Annotated in this window: 14 protein-coding genes; 8 read left to right on the top strand and 6 right to left on the bottom strand. The window is 71.8% G+C overall.

What is annotated here, in order from left to right; all coding sequences use genetic code 11:
* Nucleotides 1-27: 27 nt before the first annotated feature.
* The 4 genes from ACAX67_RS04970 to ACAX67_RS04955 all read right to left on the bottom strand — a co-directional run bounded on the left by ACAX67_RS04970 (nt 28) and on the right by ACAX67_RS04955 (nt 6,537).
* On the bottom strand, nt 28-2,586 hold the full coding sequence (locus tag ACAX67_RS04970) for a DUF4153 domain-containing protein (RefSeq protein WP_370702704.1): 2,559 nt from the start codon (nt 2,584-2,586) through the stop codon (nt 28-30).
* Complete coding sequence (locus ACAX67_RS04965) at nt 2,583-3,281, bottom strand: response regulator (RefSeq protein WP_370702703.1); 699 nt, start codon at nt 3,279-3,281, stop codon at nt 2,583-2,585. Before ACAX67_RS04965 ends, ACAX67_RS04970 begins: the two co-directional genes overlap by 4 nt.
* 81 nt (nt 3,282-3,362) lie before the next feature.
* Nucleotides 3,363-4,679, bottom strand: a complete 1,317-nt coding sequence (locus ACAX67_RS04960) for a cytochrome P450 (protein WP_370702702.1) — start codon at nt 4,677-4,679, stop codon at nt 3,363-3,365.
* A gap of 34 nt (nt 4,680-4,713) precedes the next feature.
* Nucleotides 4,714-6,537, bottom strand: coding sequence for a peroxidase family protein (locus tag ACAX67_RS04955; RefSeq protein WP_370702701.1), 1,824 nt, complete (start codon nt 6,535-6,537; stop codon nt 4,714-4,716).
* 151 nt (nt 6,538-6,688) lie between these two features.
* Here ACAX67_RS04955 and ACAX67_RS04950 point away from each other — a divergent pair, with 151 nt between their 5' ends.
* Together ACAX67_RS04950 and ACAX67_RS04945 are read left to right on the top strand one after the other, a co-directional pair.
* Nucleotides 6,689-7,690, top strand: coding sequence for a TIGR03617 family F420-dependent LLM class oxidoreductase (locus tag ACAX67_RS04950; RefSeq protein WP_370702700.1), 1,002 nt, complete (start codon nt 6,689-6,691; stop codon nt 7,688-7,690).
* Between the two features lie 53 nt (nt 7,691-7,743).
* On the top strand, nt 7,744-9,492 hold the full coding sequence (locus ACAX67_RS04945) for a hypothetical protein (RefSeq protein WP_370702699.1): 1,749 nt from the start codon (nt 7,744-7,746) through the stop codon (nt 9,490-9,492).
* Between the two features lie 11 nt (nt 9,493-9,503).
* Here the strand turns inward: ACAX67_RS04945 and ACAX67_RS04940 are convergent, their stop codons facing one another.
* The gene (locus tag ACAX67_RS04940; protein ID WP_370702698.1) at nt 9,504-10,094 is read right to left on the bottom strand and encodes a hypothetical protein; all 591 of its coding nucleotides are present in this window, start codon (nt 10,092-10,094) and stop codon (nt 9,504-9,506) included.
* Nucleotides 10,095-10,195: 101 nt separating this feature from the next.
* Between ACAX67_RS04940 and ACAX67_RS04935 the strand changes: the two genes are divergently transcribed.
* Nucleotides 10,196-11,194 (top strand): AraC family transcriptional regulator, encoded by a 999-nt coding sequence (locus tag ACAX67_RS04935; RefSeq protein WP_370702697.1) that lies wholly within the window; start codon nt 10,196-10,198, stop codon nt 11,192-11,194.
* 126 nt (nt 11,195-11,320) lie between these two features.
* A complete protein-coding gene (locus tag ACAX67_RS04930; RefSeq protein WP_370702696.1) occupies nt 11,321-11,743 on the top strand; it encodes an SRPBCC family protein in 423 nt (140 codons plus the stop codon).
* Between the two features lie 144 nt (nt 11,744-11,887).
* On the opposite strand, the gene ACAX67_RS04925 is transcribed toward ACAX67_RS04930, so the two are convergent.
* The gene (locus ACAX67_RS04925; protein WP_370702695.1) at nt 11,888-12,481 is read right to left on the bottom strand and encodes a TetR/AcrR family transcriptional regulator; all 594 of its coding nucleotides are present in this window, start codon (nt 12,479-12,481) and stop codon (nt 11,888-11,890) included.
* Nucleotides 12,482-12,571: 90 nt separating this feature from the next.
* Here ACAX67_RS04925 and ACAX67_RS04920 point away from each other — a divergent pair, with 90 nt between their 5' ends.
* The 4 genes from ACAX67_RS04920 to ACAX67_RS04905 are packed head-to-tail and all read left to right on the top strand — an operon-like array spanning nt 12,572 to nt 17,088.
* Nucleotides 12,572-13,951, top strand: coding sequence for an aldehyde dehydrogenase family protein (locus ACAX67_RS04920; protein ID WP_370702694.1), 1,380 nt, complete (start codon nt 12,572-12,574; stop codon nt 13,949-13,951).
* 16 nt (nt 13,952-13,967) lie between these two features.
* Nucleotides 13,968-14,801, top strand: coding sequence for an SDR family oxidoreductase (locus ACAX67_RS04915; RefSeq protein WP_370702693.1), 834 nt, complete (start codon nt 13,968-13,970; stop codon nt 14,799-14,801).
* Complete coding sequence (locus ACAX67_RS04910) at nt 14,798-16,228, top strand: cytochrome P450 (RefSeq protein WP_370702692.1); 1,431 nt, start codon at nt 14,798-14,800, stop codon at nt 16,226-16,228. The genes ACAX67_RS04915 and ACAX67_RS04910 overlap by 4 nt, the downstream gene beginning before the upstream one ends.
* A 5-nt stretch (nt 16,229-16,233) precedes the next feature.
* On the top strand, nt 16,234-17,088 hold the full coding sequence (locus ACAX67_RS04905; protein WP_370703639.1) for an oxygenase MpaB family protein: 855 nt from the start codon (nt 16,234-16,236) through the stop codon (nt 17,086-17,088).
* Nucleotides 17,089-17,126 lie beyond the last annotated feature (38 nt).

The following is a 17,126-nucleotide window of genomic DNA, read 5'->3' as shown; positions in this document are numbered from 1 at the left end:
CATCGTCCCAGCGACAGTTTCGTCGTCCTAGTGCGTCGTCTGGCCGGGGCAGTCCGCCGGCACGACCCAGCCCTGGTGGTCGTCGACGAAGTCCGACGTCCGGGCGCGGCCGAGGTTCCACTCCAGCCAGTCGTCGGCCTTGTTGTCGGCGAGGCCGATCGCGCACGGCTGGAGCTCGGCCGGCAGCTTCTCCAGCTCGGGGATCGCGTCGTCGGAGAGGCCGGTGAGGTAGTCCCAGTCGACCTTGCCGGTCTCCTCGTAGCGGTCGATGTTGTGGCGCGCGATCCACGCGTCCGGGTTGAGCGCGGCCAGCCCGAGGAGCAGGGCCACCCCACTGAGGAGCCCGAACCGCGGCAGCCACGGCGCCCGCAGGACGACGCCGCCCACCATCGCCGCGACGACCAGCAGGCCCAGCCAGCCCTCGAACACGTCGACGAGGAGCCGCAGCCGGGTGAAGCCGTAGGCGTCCTGGTAGACGTCCATCCGGTAGAGCGCGGACGCGACGACGACGAGCGTCGCCGCGCACAGCACGCCGAGCGAGCCCCGCAGCCAGGCGCGGTCGGCCACGGTCGCCCGCGGCGCCTTCCGGCTCGCCGCCCACACCACGAGCAGCGTGAGCGCGGTCGCGACGGTGAGCTGGCCGAAGCCCTGGTGGACGTAGTCGGCGTAGGTGATGCCGGTGGTGCGCTCCAGGTAGTCGTGCCCGCCGAAGATCACCGCCGCCTGCGCGACCAGGAAGAGCACGAAGACCGCGTCGACCACGAGCACCGGGGCGAGCCACTCGAACCGGTGGCCGACCGGCCGGGGGGTCCGCTCGCCGGCGCTGACGACCGGCGGGTTCAGCGCGAGGTAGCCGCCGGCGACCACGATGCCACCCACGAAGAGCGCGATGAAGACCCGCAGGCCGAGCTCGGCCGACCCCAGGTCGGGTACGACGGCGCCGACCCACTCCGCGAAGAGCGCATCGGCCGACGCGAAGAGCACCGCGAAGACGACCAGGCCGATCAGGGACAGCACGGTCGTGCGCAACAGCGCCGCCTTGTTGCCGATGCCGGTCACCACCCGGAGCGTCCGGCCCAGCCACGGCAGGCCGCGCAGCCCCGCGAGCGGCCAGGCGGCCAGGGAGAGCAGGAAGGCGGGCACGGTCCGCCCGCGCACCAGTCCGACCGCGCAGAGGCCGCCGCCCGCGAGGCCGCAGAGCACCGCGATCCACTCCGCGTCGCGGACGGCGCTGACGGAGGCCAGCACCGCGCACAGTGCCGCACACGTGAGGGTGAACGGGTCGCGGCGGTTGCGGCTCGAGGCGAGCAGGACGCCTCCGGCCGCGAGCAGCACGACGGCAGTGCCGATGCCGAGGTCGCGGTCCGGCACCACGATCGAGGTCAGCACCCCGACCGCGAGCGCCCCGAGGAGCACGCGGAGGTTGCCGGGCAGGGACCGCTCGGGCCAGTAGTCGCCGAACAACTGGTCGGTGAGCGACTCGGGGGCGGCGGGCGGGACGGGTCGTCGGGCGTCGGCCGGGGCCGACTGGACGGAAGGGACGGTGGGGTCGGGCACGGGGGTCTCCTCGGGGACGGTGCGAACAGGAGGTACGACGGGGAGCTCGGCGCGCACGTGCGCCCCCGCGCTCCCCGGTGCGGGGTCGACGAAGCCGATGGCGCCGCCGTGCAGGTCGGTCACCCACCGCGCGATGGCCAGGCCGAGCCCGGTGCCGCCGCCGTCGGCGCCGACGTCGCTGAGGGTGCCGAACCGCTCGAACGCCCGCTCGCGGTGCGCCGGCGCCACGCCCGGGCCCTGGTCGGCGACGTCGAGCCGCCACCGCTGGCCGGCGCGCTCGGCACCGACGGTGACCACGCCACCCGGTGGACTGTGCCGCGCGGCGTTGTCGAGCAGGTTGGCCACCAGCTGGTGCAACCGTGCCGGGTCCCCGGCCACGGTCAGGTCGGGCGGGGTCACGCGGACGTCGTACTCCACGGGGCGGCCGGCGGCGCGCGCCTCGGCGACGACCGCCTCCAGCAGGGTGCGTACGACGACGTCCTGGCGAGCGAGCGGGGCGCGACCGGCCTCGACGCGGGACAGCTCGAGCAGGTCACCGACGAGCCCGGCCATCCGCTCCCCCTGCCCGAGCGCGACCCGGAGCGCGGCCGGGTCGGGCTCGCCGACGCCGTCGGCGAGGTTCTCGAGCAGGGCGTTGAGCGCGGCCAGGGGGGTGCGCAGCTCGTGGCTGACGTTGGCCACCAGCTCGCGGCGCTGCCGGTCCACGGCGCCGAGCTCCTCGGCCATCCGGTTGAACGCCGTGGCCAGCTCGCCGATCTCGTCGCGCGAGGCGGAGGTGACCCGCACGTCGTGGTCGCCGCCGGCCATCCGCTGCGCGGCTGCCGTCATCTCGCGCAAGGGCGAGGTCATGCCGACCGCGAGCAGCTGGGTGACCCCGAGCGCGAGGGCGACGGTGACGGGAATCCCCAGCCAGACCGGCACTCCTGCCGCTTTTCCGATCGACGTGACGACCACCGCGACCAGCACGCTGGCGGCGACGAGCAGCCCCAGCTTGACCTTGACCGATCGGACCGGGTCGAGCAGGCTCACCGGCCAGGCTCCAGCGCGTAGCCCACGCCGTGCACGGTCCGCACGCGGTCGGCGCCGATCTTGGCGCGCAGCGCCTTGACGTGGCTGTCGACCGTCCGGGTGCCCGACGCACCCGGCCAGCCCCAGACGTCGGCGAGCAGGCGGTCGCGCGACAGGACCGAGCCCGGGGCGCCGGCCAGGCACACCAGCAGGTCGAACTCCGTCGGGGTCAGGTGCACCTCGGCGTCCGCGGCCCACACCCGCCGCGCGCCGGCGTCGATGCGCAGGTCGCCGAGCTCGGTCACACCGCCGGAGGCGGCCTCGGCGAGCTCCGCCGCGCGATCGACGCGACGCAGCAGCGCGGCCACCCGGGCCACCAGCTCCCGCATCCGGAACGGCTTGGTCATGTAGTCGTCGGCCCCGACCCCGAGCCCCACCAGCACGTCGGTCTCGTCGTCGCGCGCCGTGAGCATCAGCACCGGCACCGGCCGCACCGCCTGGATGCGGCGGCACACCTCGTGCCCGTCGAAGCCGGGCAGCATCACGTCGAGCACGACCAGGTCGGGCGCGTGCTCCTCGAAGGCGCGCACGGCACCCGGGCCGTCGACGGCCTGCGTGACGTCGTACCCCTCCGCCGTCAGGCGGTCGGTCACGGCCCCGTTGATGACGGGCTCGTCCTCCACGACGAGGACGCGGTGACGCCGCAGACTGCTCATGCTCCGAGCGTAGGAGCGCGGGAGGTCGGGAGGCGGGGACGACTCGTGAAGGTTGTGTGCAGATCGACGGCGCCCTGCCACCTACAGGCGGACCTCTACCCCGTAGATGTCGAGGGCGTAGGGGAGGCGCTCGGGCCGGAGGCGGGGACCGGCGGCGAGCCGGGGCTCGGCCCTGCTGATCAGCCGGCCGAGGAAGGCCTGCCCGAGGAAGATCGACAGCCCGGCGCCGGGGCAGCCCTGGGGGCCGTGGCTGAAGAAGTTGAAGCGCCAGTCGTCGGCCGCGCCGCCGCTCACCCACTCCTCGGGCGCGAACCGGTCGGCGAAGGGCACGCGCGCCCGGTTGCGGTGGTTGAAGAGGTTGTGGATCAGCACCTGGGTGCCGGCCGGTGTCTTCTGGCCGTTGGCCCAGCGCACGTCCTCCACCTGGACCCGGCCGAAGAGCGACGTCGTCGGCCACAACCGCATCGCCTCGAGGATGCAGCCGGCGATGTACGTCGACCCGGCCACCGTCTCGACGTCGGTCAGGTCCTTGCCGGCCACCTCCGAACGAGCGACGCCGAGCACCTTCGAGTGCGTCGGGAGTACGGCGAGCGCGCGCATCAGGTTCGCGGGCAGGGTGTCGCCCATGGCGAAGAGCCAGTGGATCAGCTGTCCGGGCACGTCGGTGCCGGCGCTCTGCGGAGCTCCCGCGACGAGTCCGGTCAGGGCGCCGGGATCGGGGTCGTCGACGTACTCCTGGAGGCGGGCGTGGAGCTCCTCGTAGCCGTCGGCCGGCTTGCCCGGCATCTTGTTGCCTGCCGACATCAGGTCGCCGAGCAGGTCGGTGAGCGAGGTGTCCTCGGCCGCGTCGGCGCCGAGCACCACGATCCGCGTCAGCCGCTGGAAGGCCGTGTTGACGTCGTCGAACGTGATCGGGCGGTCGAGGGTCATCAGCCCGTCGGCCGCGGCGACCGCGTGCGCCGCGAAGCCGCCCGCGAGCCGGTGGGTCGGCGCACCGGTGTCGAGCACCGCCTCCGCGAAGGCCCGCCGGTCTGCCCACAGGTCGCCGCGCGAGATCGTGAGCGCGGTCGGCTGGAAGGCCGCCATGCCCTTCCGCTTGGCGTCGGGGTCGGACGCGAACGGCGACGGCGACCCGCCCAGCACCACCCTCAGGTCGTCGGGATGCGTGACGAGGAGTGCCTCCTCGCTGCCGACCCGCACCCAGAAGGGATCGGGGCCGTACTTCTTCTCCAGCCCCTCCACGAGCCGGTAGGCCAGGTGGTCGGCGGGCAGCCTGCCGACCGCACTGACGACCACCTCCCGCTTCCGGAACAGTCCCTGCACGATGTTGGGCACGCCCACCTGGGCGGTGAAGCGCACCCCCTCGACGAGCGAGGCGTGCTTGAAGTCGAGTGCCACGGTCCGAACCTTTCAGCAGTGCCGGAGATCAGGATCAGAACGGCAGGTAGGACTTCACGGTGTCGGCCGCGCGCAGGATCCTCGGCTTCTTGCCGGGCTCGGCGGCCCCGAGCTCGTGCCAGGGCGCGAACACCCGCTCCACGTCGCCGATCACCGGCTCCAGCTCGGGGTAGTGGCGCAGCAGCACGTCCTTCATCGAGTTGTCGTTGACCCAGTCGTAGCCGGTCTTCGTGTAGACCTCCGGGCGGAAGTCGGCGGTGAAGAAGCGGTCGCTCTTGAGCCGCCGCGACGCCATCAGGATGAAGATCCGGAAGGCGGTGTCGGAGAAGCCGAACCCCTTCGGCGGCTGCTCGGCCTGCATGCCGATCTGCAGGTCGACCGCGTCGACGTCACCGTTGTAGATCTCGTTGATCTCGCGCGCCCACTGCTGGTTGGGCGTGATGTCGTCGATCCGCTTGCGCCGCGGCATCCGCAGCGCCTCGCGGAAGTCGTTGTAGCGCGGCACGCCCCGCTCGCGGTCGCGCACGATGTCGAGGGTCGCGAGGTCGGTGATCTGTCCGTCGACCCGGGTCAGGTTGCGCAGCGCGTTGGGGTAGTTGTGGAGGCACACGGCACCGGCGCTGGCCCTGCCGATGGAGTACCACATGTCGCCCATCTCCAGGCTGTGCATGAAGTCGCGGGTGAAGCGGCCCTGGATGTCGGTGAAGTAGGCGTCCTTGAGGTGCTCGCCGCTGGCGAGCGAGTAGAACGACCAGTCGTCCGGGATGAGCGGGTGCATCCGGTAGACCGACACGAACTCCTCGGTGAGGGAGAACGGCGCCGAGTGGTGGTCGGTCGCGGACCCGATGATGCCGGACAGCGCCTCGCTGTCGCCGACACGGCCGATCTTGTCGCGGAATGCCTCGCCGAGGGCGCCGTACCAGTTGGCGGCCATGCCGATCTGCAGCGCGGGGTGGCGCAGGACGCACGGGGTCCACTCCACCGTGTGGATCTTGGCGATCAGCGCGGACACGACGAGCACACCGAGCTCGAAGAGCCGCTGGTCCTCGAGCTCGGGGTGCGCCTTCTTGAGCGCGTCGCACACGCTGTTGTGCTCGCGGGCGAAGAGCGTGTGCAGGAGGCCCGGTCCGAACCAGTAGTTCTCCTGCATGCCGGTCAGGTCGATGCCGGGGATGTCGCTGGCCGGCAGCCGCCCGTTGTCGTCGACGCGCACCTTGCCGTCGGTGCCGGTGCGGATCCTGCCCTGCTTCTCGGCGCCGCTGCCGTAGACCTGCGACCCGTCCCACCAGTGCGTCTCGGCGTTGCCGAAGACCGGCGCCGGCTCGCCGTCGACGATGTCGCCGCGCATCGGGATCGTCTCGCGGATCCGCATCGGGCGCTCGGGGAAGTCGTCGTCGGCCGCGATCGGGACCTCGATGACCCGGTCGGCGAGGCCGTCGCCGTGGAAGAACCAGTTGTGGTTCTCGAACTGCAGCCAGGCGGCCCCCAGCGCGTTGAGGATCCCCGCGGGCTTGAACGTGTCGCGGGCCATCAGCCGTCGGCTGATCTCGCGGGGGTCCGGGGTCAGCAGCCGCTTGCGGTCGATGACCGTCTTCTCGATCGGCACGTTGCGGCCGAACCCGGAGTCCTTCGAGCCCATCATCGGGCAGCCCAGGTCGTTGTAGGTGCCGTCCGCGGTGCGCGCACGCTCGATGCCGCTGGGCGGGTCGCCCACGGGCGGATCGGGTCGCATCCCGTCCTGCTCGTGCAGGTTGTGCTCCCGCAGGTCGTCGCGCGCCTTCGACAGGGCGGCGAGCTGGAGCAGCAGCGAGGGGTGCTCGTACCACTGCAGGTTCAGCGGGTTCGGGACATTGACCATCGGGAGGCTCTCCTTCGAGGAGGGGGCGGCGACGGGAGCAGCCGGCCCCGCTGTGCGAACGACGGCGATGTGTCCTGCGTCACGCTGTCGCAGGGAGAACTTAGGGGGCGGGCCCCGACCTGCACAGCCCCTCGCCCGGCACAATGCGGACGTGACCGTCGAGATCGACCTGACCTACCACGGCGAGCCGGCGGGGATCGCCGCCGTCGCCCGCTCGGTCGAGGAGCGCGCGCCGGGCTCGGCGCTCTACGTCCCCGAGGGCGCGCACGACGCCTTCGTCTACATGGCGCTGGCGGCGGACGGCACGTCGAGGATCCAGCTCGGTACGTCGATCGCGCTGGCCTTCGCCCGCTCCCCCATGGCCATGGCCTACCCGGCGTGGGACCTGCAGCGGCTCTCCCGCGGTCGCTTCGTGCTCGGCATCGGGTCGCAGATCAAGCCGCACATCGAGCGGCGCTACTCCATGCCGTGGTCCCGGCCGGCGGACCGCATGAGGGAGTACGTCGCCGCCCTCCGCGCCATCTTCCACACCTGGCAGACCGGCGAGCCCCTCGACTTCCGGGGCGACTTCTACACCCACACGCTCATGCCGCCGCTCCTGAACCCCGGCCCGGTCAGTGCGCCTCCACCCATCTGGCTGGCCGGGGTCGGTCCGCGGATGATCGAGGCCGCGGGCGCGGTCGCCGACGGCTTCATGTGCCATCCGCTGCTCTCGCAGAACTACCTCCGCGACATGATCCGCCCCGGGCTCGATGCCGGCCGCGCGACCGCCGACTCCGATCGCGACTTCATCGTCACCGCGATGGCGATGGTCGCGACCGGTCGCACCGAGGAGGAGCTCGCCACCGCCGTCGCCGGGACCAAGCGGCAGATCGGCTTCTACGCCAGCACGCCGGCGTACAAGCCGGTCCTGGACCACCACGGCTGGGGCGACCTCCACGCCGAGGCACACGCCCTCACCAAGCAGGGCCGGTGGTCCGAGCTCGGCGGCCTGATCGACGACGAGGTGCTCGGCACGCTCGCGGTCGTCGCCGAGATGCCGGACGCGGGCGCCGCCGTACGCGCTCGCTTCGAGGGCCTCGCCTCCCGCGTGATCCTGTCGATCCCCTACGCCACGGACCCGACGTTCGGGCTCGACATCGTGACCGCCTGAGAATCAGCACGACGGCCGATGTGGCCGGCGCACCGCGAGCGGATACTGCGGGGATGAGGTCCCGCCTGGTCACCCTGCTCGTCGCCGCGGTCGTCGCGCTCACCTCGCTCGCGGCGAGCCCTGCGCCCGCCCGCGCCGACGGCGCGCCGGTCCTCCAGGTCACCGAGTTCACCGGCGTCGGCCTCGACGTCGTGCCCAACGGGGGCACCCAGTTCCTCCAGGCCTCCTGCCCGACCGGCATGACGCCGCTCTCGGGCTACGTCACGTCGTCGGCCGTCGACGACCTGCGCCGCCTCTTCGAGACCTTCCACGTGGTCGACGGCGGCAACTTCCAGACCAGCATCGTCAACTTCGGTGCCCAGACCCGGACCGTCCAGGCGGTGGTGCGCTGCGTCACCACGGGCCAGCTCGGGACCGTCCTGACCGCGTCGGGCACGTTCGACGCGGCGTCCGACCACGTCGCCGAAGGCACCGTCTCCTGCAGCGACGGATGGATCCCGATCAGCGCCTCGGTCACCGAGCCGCACAGTCCCGACCGGACCCTGCTCACGTCGAGCCCGACGGCCGACCTCTCCGGCTGGACGGCCCGCGCATGGGTGGGCGACCCCGACGACCCGACGGAGGTCATGACGGTCGAGGTGAACTGCATCCAGAAGACCCGGCTCCCGGGCATCGTGGGCGCCAGCAACTACGACGGCGTCGGTTGGGGCGCAGGAGCCACGGCCGACTGCCCGACCGGGCTGCAGCCGCTCTACGGCGGCACGGCCCACGTCGGTGGCGACCGGGGTGCCATCACCGTCCTCGCGCACCCGACCGGCACCGGCTGGGCCTCGACGACGCTGTCCCTGAGCACCGGCTCCATGCTCACGGTCGTCGCCTGCGTCCCGGCCGCCCTGCCGACCATCTCCCTCTCGGGGTCCGCCGGCTACACGAACCAGCCGTCGCTGTCGTGGAGCTTCTCCGCCACCGATCCCGCGGCGGCCGGCGGCTACTCGCTCGGCACCGTCTGCCAGACCTTCCACCCCGGGACGGGGAGGCTCCCCCACCCCTGCACCTCGCCCATCACCGGGTCCGGCCTCGCCGACGGTGCCCACACCATCCGGGTGTGGGCCGAGACCAGCGACGGGCGCCGGTCGGTCGTGGCCGAGGCGACGGTCACGGTGGACACCGTCGCACCGACGGTGACCATGTCCGCGCCGCCGATCTTCCCGCCCACCCGCTCCGTCGCCGTCGCCTGGACCGGCGCCGACGCGACGACCGGGATCCGCGGCTACGACCTGCGGCGACGCCGTACGCCCCTCGTCGGGGCCATCAGCGACTGGACGACGCCCGTCTCCACGCTGGCGCTCAGCCGCACGTACGACGACCTGGCCGAGGGTGCCACCTACTGCTTCGAGGTGCGGGCGACCGACCGTGCGACCAACGTCGGTTCGTGGGCCCGGCGGTGCACGGCGATCCCGGTCGACGACCGCTCCCTGAGCCGGTCGGCGGGCTGGAGCGAGGTCGCGGCGCCCGGGTGGCTCGACGACACCGCCCTCGAGACCACCGAGCGCGGTGCCAGCGTGTTCAGGCGCGCCACCACTCGGCGCGTCGCGCTGACGGCCCTGACCTGCCCCACGTGCGGCGCGGTCGCGGTCCTCGTCGGCGGCACCGAGGTGGGGAGGATCGACCTGTCCGCCCCGAGCACGCAGCGCCGCCTCCTCACCCTTCCGCCCTTCGCTGTCGCCACGGGCGCGCTCGTCGTGAAGGTGGTCTCCGACGGCAAGCTGGTCCGGATCGACTCGGTGTCCTCGTCGCGCTGACCGGCACGCCCTCAGAAGGGCCGCGCGGGGAGCGGCTTGATCAGCGGTTCCAGCAGGCGGGCGGACATCTCGACCGTGAGCACCTCGCGGGACTCCAGCGGGATGACCTGCCGCTTCGACTCGTCGATCTCCCAGACGTCCTCACCGATCAGCCGGCCCTCGTCGTCGTAGGGCCAGATCATGTGCTCGACGTTGCCGACCAGGTAGTGGGCCTCGGGGTCGACCGGCGCTCCCGCCTCGGCCAGGAGAGCACCCGGTGTCTGCTGGTAGATCGTCGCGGTCGAGACGATCATGTTGTCGCCGACGGCGAGCTTCTCGTCCTCGGCGTAGAAGATGCACTGGGCCGTGCGCGACCACTCGTCGTAGACCGCCTGCACGGCCTCGGCGCCGTCGAGCACGGTGCAGATGCCGAACACGTTGAAGTGGTAGACGGGGTGGTCAACCGTCATCTCCGGCGCGAAGATCTCCTTCCACCGGCCGGCCATCTCCAGGTAGCGGTGCCGGTTGTAGGCCTGCAGCATCCAGCGGTGCCGCGGGTTCTCGGTCGACTCGAGCAGACGCTCGACGGCGATGTTGGTGCGGGTGATGTCGAACCGGGTCATGACGGGCTCCTCGTGGGTGCGGATGGGGCGCGCTGCTCAACCTGCCGGAAGCAGGGCGTCGGACCTTGACGAAGCGCGACATCTTCTTGACCCTGGACGACATGTCGCTGATCCGGGGCACGTCGCTCCAGGGATTCACCGAGCTGGTGGCGGAGCTCGGCGCGGAAGCCCCGCCTCTCCTGGAGCAGGCCCACCTGTCACCGCGCGCGATCGGCGACCACGACAGCTTCATCGACTACCGCAGCGTGATCGCCGTGCTCGAGTCCGCGGCGCGGTCGACCGGAGCCGGTGACTTCGGCAGGCGGCTCGCGCAACGGCAGGGTCTGGAGATCCTCGGGCCGCTGGGCATCGCCGCCCGGACAGCACCCACCGTCGGTGCCGCTCTCCAGGCCGTCGAGCAGTACCTCGCCGTCTACAGCCCGGCGCTCGCCGTCGGGGTGAAGGCCGTGCCCGACTCGACGCTCGCCGCCTTCGAGTGGCAGATCGTCGTGCCGCGGCCACCGTCGCACCGGCAGGCGGCGGAGCTCGCCCTCGGGGTCGCCCTGCGCGTCTTCCGGCTGCTCGCCGGCCCGGACTTCCTCCCCACCTCGGTGCAGCTCCGGCACGAGGCACTGGTCGAGCGGGCGGACTACCTCCGTTACTTCGGTTGCCCGATCGACTTCTCCGCGTCGACCTACGGGTTCCGTTTCCCCAGCGCCGTCCTCGACCTGACGCTGCAGGCCGACAGCGCCGTCCACGCGGTGGTCCAGGACTACCTCGGGACGGTGGCGGTGCCGCACGGCTCGACCGAGGTCGACGCCGTCACGAGGCTGATCCGCCGGATGCTGCCGACCGGTGGCCTCGACCTCGACCTCGTCGCCCACCAGCTCGCCCAGCACCGGCGCACACTGCAGCGTCGGCTCGCCGCGGCGGACACGTCGTTCGCCGAGCTGGTCGACCAGGTGCGGCGGGACGAGGCGGAGCGCTACCTCAGGGACACGACGATGCCCCTGGGCCAGCTCTCCGGCATGCTGGGGCTCAGCGAGCAGAGCGCGCTGTCCCGAGCATGCCGCCGGTGGTTCGGCGCCTCGCCCTCGCAGGTGCGACGCGGAGCTCGGTGACCCAGGCGACGGAACGGATCGCCGCGGTCCAGCTGCTCTCCCTCGGCACCGGCCAGGTCGACCTGCGCCGTTCGCTCCTCGAACGCTCGACGCCCGCCGACCCGGTCGGTCGCTAACGTCGTCGCCATGCGTGCCACCTCCACTGCCGTCGTACCCTCCTCCCCCGACCAGGTCTGGGCGGTGCTCGCCGACCACGAGGGCATGTCCTCCTGGGGTCCCGGCATGAAGGCCGAGGTGACCACCCCCGGTACGGCCGAGCGCAACGGCGTCGGCGCGGTCCGCAGGATCAGCGCGCCCGGCCCCGCGCCGGCGATCGTCGAGGAGATCACCCGCTTCGAGCCCGGTCACGCCCTGGGCTACAAGGCGCTCGGCGGGGTCCCGTTCAAGAACTACCGCGGCGAGGTCCTGCTCACCCCCGAGGGCGACGGCACCCGCATCGACTGGACCCTCAGCGCCGACCAGCGCGTCCCCTACGCGGAGAAGGCCGCCCTCAAGGGCGTCGCCAGCGGCCTCCTCGCCGCCTTCGTGCGCGCCGTCAAGAAGAGCTGACCCCAGAACGGACGTAGCCGAACGGGAGTGGTGGGAGCCCTGGTTCGGATGTGACTCACGAGGCGGCGAGTTCAGCGCCTGGCGGAGTCTGCTCCCGTCCGACTACGAGGGCGCGCGCTCGACCGCCCACACTGGGGCTCGCGGCTACTCGGCGGCGGGGGCGCCGAGGAGGGGGACGAGGTACTTCGTGGCGAACGCTCTCGTCGCGGCGTCGTCGTGCATGGGGATGCGGCCCTCGGGGGCGAGGATCAGGCTGAGCGCGAGGCGGGCCTGGATCTCGGCCACGATGTCGGCGTCCACGCCGAGGTAGCGGCCCTCGGACTGCAGGTCGCGGACGAACCGGGCGAGGTAGTCGCGGACCAGGACCATCACCTGGTCGGCGAGCTCGCCGGCGCGGAACGTCTCGCCGCCGTTGTCGTCGTCGCCGCGCATCAGCCGCACGAGGAACGGGCGGTCGGAGACGGCGTGGGCGAAGACGGTGAAGCCGGCCGCCGACTGGTCCTCGACGGTGTCCTCGCGCTCGATCGCGGCGTCGACCTCGGCGATGATGCGCTGCGCCTCGCGCACCAGGACGGCCTCGACGAGCTGCGCCTTGCGCGGGAACCGTCGGTAGACGGTCGCGACGCCCAGGCCCGCGGCGTCGGCGATCTGGTTCATGGTCGTACGGCGGGCACCCCCCTGCGCGAGCTCCACGAGCGCGGCATCGAGGATCCGCTCGATGGTGGTGTCGATGCTCACGAAGTCACCCTAGCGACCGCTAGCAGTCGGTGATAGATTCCGACCAAGTTTCTATCAACCCGGTTCTCGCCCCAGCGTGGAGGTCCTCCCGTGACCACGTCCGCAGCAACCCTCGTCTCCCGGCTCCGCACCACCTTCGAGTCCGGCCGCACCCGCGACCTGGACTGGCGGCGGGCCCAGCTCTCGGCCCTGGCCGCGATGTTGCGCGACAACGAGGACGCCCTCCTCGCCGCGCTCGCCGACGACCTCGGCAAGCCGCGCTGGGAGGCCTGGGCGGGCGACATCGCCGCGTCGGCCTCCGAGGCCGACCACCTCCGCAAGCACCTCGGCGGCTGGGCGAAGGACGTGTCCGTCCGCGTTCCCGTGGCCTTCCTCCCGGCCCGCGCCTCGATCACGTACCAGCCGCGCGGCGTCGTCCTCGTGGTCGCGCCCTGGAACTACCCGGTCTACCTCCTGGCCACGCCGCTCGCCGCGGCGCTCGCCGCGGGCAACGCGGTCGTCTGCAAGCCCTCGGAGCTCGCGCCGGCCACCTCCGCGCTCGTCACGAAACTGGCGACCGACTACCTCGACACCGACGCGATCGCCTTCGTCGAGGGGGGTGTCGAGGAGACCACGGAGCTCCTGCAGGAGCGCTTCGACCACATCCTCTACACCGGCAACGGCACGGTCGGGCGCATCGTCGCCGAGGCCGCGGCCCGGCACCTGACGCCGACCACCCTGGAGCTCGGCGGCAAGTGCCCGGCGATCGTCGACAAGGACGCCAACCTCAAGCAGGCGGCGAGCCGGATCGCCTTCGCCAAGTGGTCCAACGCCGGCCAGACCTGCATCGCCGTCGACCACGTGTGGGTCCACCACGACGTGCACGACGAGCTCGTCGACCGGCTCCGGACCGAGCTCGCGCAGCGCTACGGCGCCGACCCGCGGCAGAGCGCCGACTTCGGCCGCGTGGTCAACGAGCGGCACACGGCGCGGATCAAGAGCCTCCTCGACGGCGGCGGCTACGACGAGGTCGCGGCCGGCGGCCAGGTCGACGTGGAGGCCAAGTACGTCGCTCCGACGATCGTCACCGGCGTGAAGCCCGACGCGCCGCTGATGGGCGAGGAGATCTTCGGTCCCGTGCTGCCGGTCCTCGGCTTCGACGACCTGGACGAGCCGCTCGGCCACATCAACCGCGGCGACCACCCGCTCGCGCTCTACGTCTTCTCGCGCAGCAACGCCGACCGCGTGCTCGACGGCACCACGTCGGGCGGCGCGTGCGTCAACGACACGATGCTCCAGATCTTCCCGCCCGGCCTGCCGTTCGGCGGCGTCGGCGAGAGCGGTTACGGCGCCTACCACGGCAAGTGGGGCTTCGAGACCTTCAGCCACCGGCGGGCGGTCTACCGGCGGCCGGGCTTCTTCGCCGAGAACGCACTGACCAAGGCGCCGTACACCGCGTTCAAGGAACGCGTCGCCCGCTTCGTCTACTGACCCACGAGGAGTTCTCATGAGCAAGCTGACCGGACGCGTCATCGCCATCACCGGTGCGGGGCGGGGCATCGGCGCCGCGACCGCGACGGCCCTCACGGCCGAAGGAGCACGCGTCGCCATCGGCGACATCGACCTCGACGTCGCGAAGGCGACCGCCGAGCGGATCGGGGGCGACACCCTCGCCCTCCCGCTCGACGTCACGTCGGTCGACAGCGTCCGCGACTTCATGGACACCGTCGAGGCGACCCTCGGCCCGATCGACGTCTACATCAACAACGCCGGCGTGATGCCGCTCTCGACCCTGCTCGACGAGGAGGACGCCGTCATCGACCGGATCTTCGCGATCAACACGCGCGCGATGATCCACGGCACCCGCGAGGCGGCCCGGCGGATGCTGCCGCGCGGTCGCGGCCACATCGTCAACGTCGCCTCGACCGCCGGCAAGGCAGGCGTCGCGGGCAGCGCGACCTACTGCGCGTCGAAGGCCGCGGTGGTGCAGTACACCGAGGGCGCCTACGCCGAGCTGCACGACCAGGGCCTCGAGTTCTCCGTCGTGATGCCCGGCATCACCCGCACCGAGCTGACCGACGGGGTCGAGGACCTGCCGGGGTTCCGCGCGATCACGCCGGAGTCGGTGGCCGAGGCGATCACGGCGGCGGTCATCAAGCCACGCTTCGAGGTCTACGTGCCGAGGTCGGCGCGGACGCTGATGAACGTGACCCGGATCCTCCCCTTCGGGGCCGGCCAGTGGATGGCGAAGCGGATGGGCGTCGACCACGTCTTCATGGACGCGCTCGACCGGCCCGAGCGGGCGTCGTACGAGTCCCGCGCCAAGGGCGGCGAGCTGTGACCGCACTCAAGAAGCCGACCCTGCTGCACTTCCCGGGCGACCGGCTCCTCACGGCGGCGGGCCACCGCTTCGGCACCAAGCCGGAGCCGCTGGCGGAGCCGCCCGCCGGGAGCGGGCTCCGCCCGGTCATGGGCGAGCGCGGCCTCCCCGTCGTGGGCAAGTCGCTGCAGATGATCCGCGAGGGGTTCGTCTCCTCGCGCGAGATGCACGCCAAGTACGGCACCGTCTTCTGGGCGCGCGCGTTCGGGACCGACGTGGTGTGGGCAATGGGCGCCGACCCGGTCCAGGAGGTGCTGCAGAACAAGGACAAGGTCTACTCGCAGTCGGGCTGGGAGTACTTCATCGGCCCGTTCTTCACGCGCGGCCTGATGCTCCTCGACGGCCAGGAGCACCTGCTCCACCGGCGGATCATGCAGGAGGCGTTCACCCGTCCACGCCTGGAGGCCTACCAGGACCGGATCGACGCGATCATCGACCGGGCCGTACCGGCCTGGCCGACCGACGAGCCGATGCTGATGTACCCGGCGGTGAAGGCGCTGTCGCTCGACGTCGCGACCGAGATCTTCATGGGCACCGAGCCCGACGACGAGACGCACGCGCTGACGCAGGCGTTCATCGACGCCGTACGCGCGGGCACCGGTCTCGTCCGCACCCCGCTGCCGTTGCTGCCGACCCGCTGGAACAAGGGCCTCGCGGGCCGCAAGGTGCTCGACGCGTACTTCCGCTCCCAGATCCCCGCCAAGCGCGCCTCTCAGGACGACGACCTCTTCGCCGCGCTGTGCCACGTCGAGACCGAGGACGGCATGCGGTTCACCGACGACGACATCGTCAGCCACATGATCTTCCTGATGATGGCCGCCCACGACACCTCCACCATCACCGCGACCGCCATGTCCTACTACTTCGCCAAGCACCCCGAGTGGCAGGACAAGGCACGCGCCGAGTCGCTCGCCCTCGGGACGTCCACGCCCACCATCGACGAGCTCGACTCGCTGACCACCCTGGACATGGTCTTCAAGGAGGCGATGCGGCTGGTGGCGCCGGTGCCCGCCCTGGTCCGGCGCACCACCGCCGACACCAGCCTCGACGGCCGCTACGTGGCCAAGGGGACGCTGGTCATCGTCGTGCCGGGGGCGTTGCACACGATCGGCGACCACTGGGTCGCGGTCGACGACTTCGACCCGACGCGCCACGTGGAGCCCCGCAACGAGCACAAGGCCCACCGCTACGGCTACGTGCCCTTCGGCGGCGGCGCGCACAAGTGCATCGGCATGGCGTTCGGCACCAACGAGGTGAAGGCGCTGATGCACAAGATGCTCACCACCTTCGAGCTCGAGATCGACCCCGACTACGTCATCGAGTGGGACAACACCTCGCTGGTGGTCCCCACCGACAACTTCCCCGTGACCCTGAGGCGGCTCGCTTGAGCTCGATGACCAAGGTGTACGTCGCCCGCCCGGGCGAGGCGCTCGGGGCCGACTCCCTCACCTGGCGACTGTTCGGCGACCAGCGGATGCTGCTCGTGGGCATGCGCGCGGGCCTGCTGCAGACGATGCACCCGGCGGTCGACCAGGCACTGCGCGACCACGACTCGACGTACTTCCAGGGGCCGATGAAGCGGATCCTCCGGTCGCTGCCGCAGATCCTCGGCGTCGTGTACGACGCCGACGCACCGGCCACCGCGGCGCGGGTCCGCGACTACCACCGCCACCTCAAGGGCACGCTCGCGGACGGCACGCGCTACAGCGCGCTCACCCCCGAGGTCTTCTACTGGACGCACGCCACCTTCTTCGAGCTCCAGGTCGCCCTGCGCGACTTCTTCGGCACGCCGCTGTCGGAGGACCAGAAGGAGCTGCTCTTCCAGGAGTCGCGCCAGTGGTACTCCCTCTACGGCGTCTCCGCCGCGGGGACGCCGACGACCTACGCCGAGTTCGTCGACTACTGGGACCACATGGTGGAGGACGTCCTCGTGCCCAACGCGATCGCGCGGTCGACGTTCAACCGCACGAAGAAGGGCATCTTCGGGCCGTCCCCGACGCGGTACCTTCCTGAGGTGCTGTGGCGGCCGCTGTCCGACACGCAGTTCGACGCGATGGCGTGGGTGCTGCGCGGCACCCTGCCGATCCAGCTGCGCGAGCGGATGGACCTGGACTGGAGCGAGGCCGACGAGCGCCGGCTCCGCAGGATCGGAGCGGGGATCCAGCACACCTTCGGCCGGCTGCCCGTGCAGGCCCGCCTGGTGCCGCAGGCCCGGAGAGCCTGGCGTCGCGAGCACGCCGCCCGATGACTGGAAACGTCTGTTGTCAGTTCAGTATCGACGAAAGT

This window comes from Nocardioides candidus, assembly GCF_041321175.1.
Classification (GTDB): domain Bacteria; phylum Actinomycetota; class Actinomycetes; order Propionibacteriales; family Nocardioidaceae; genus Nocardioides.
This window is presented reverse-complemented; position numbering and strand designations above follow the sequence as displayed.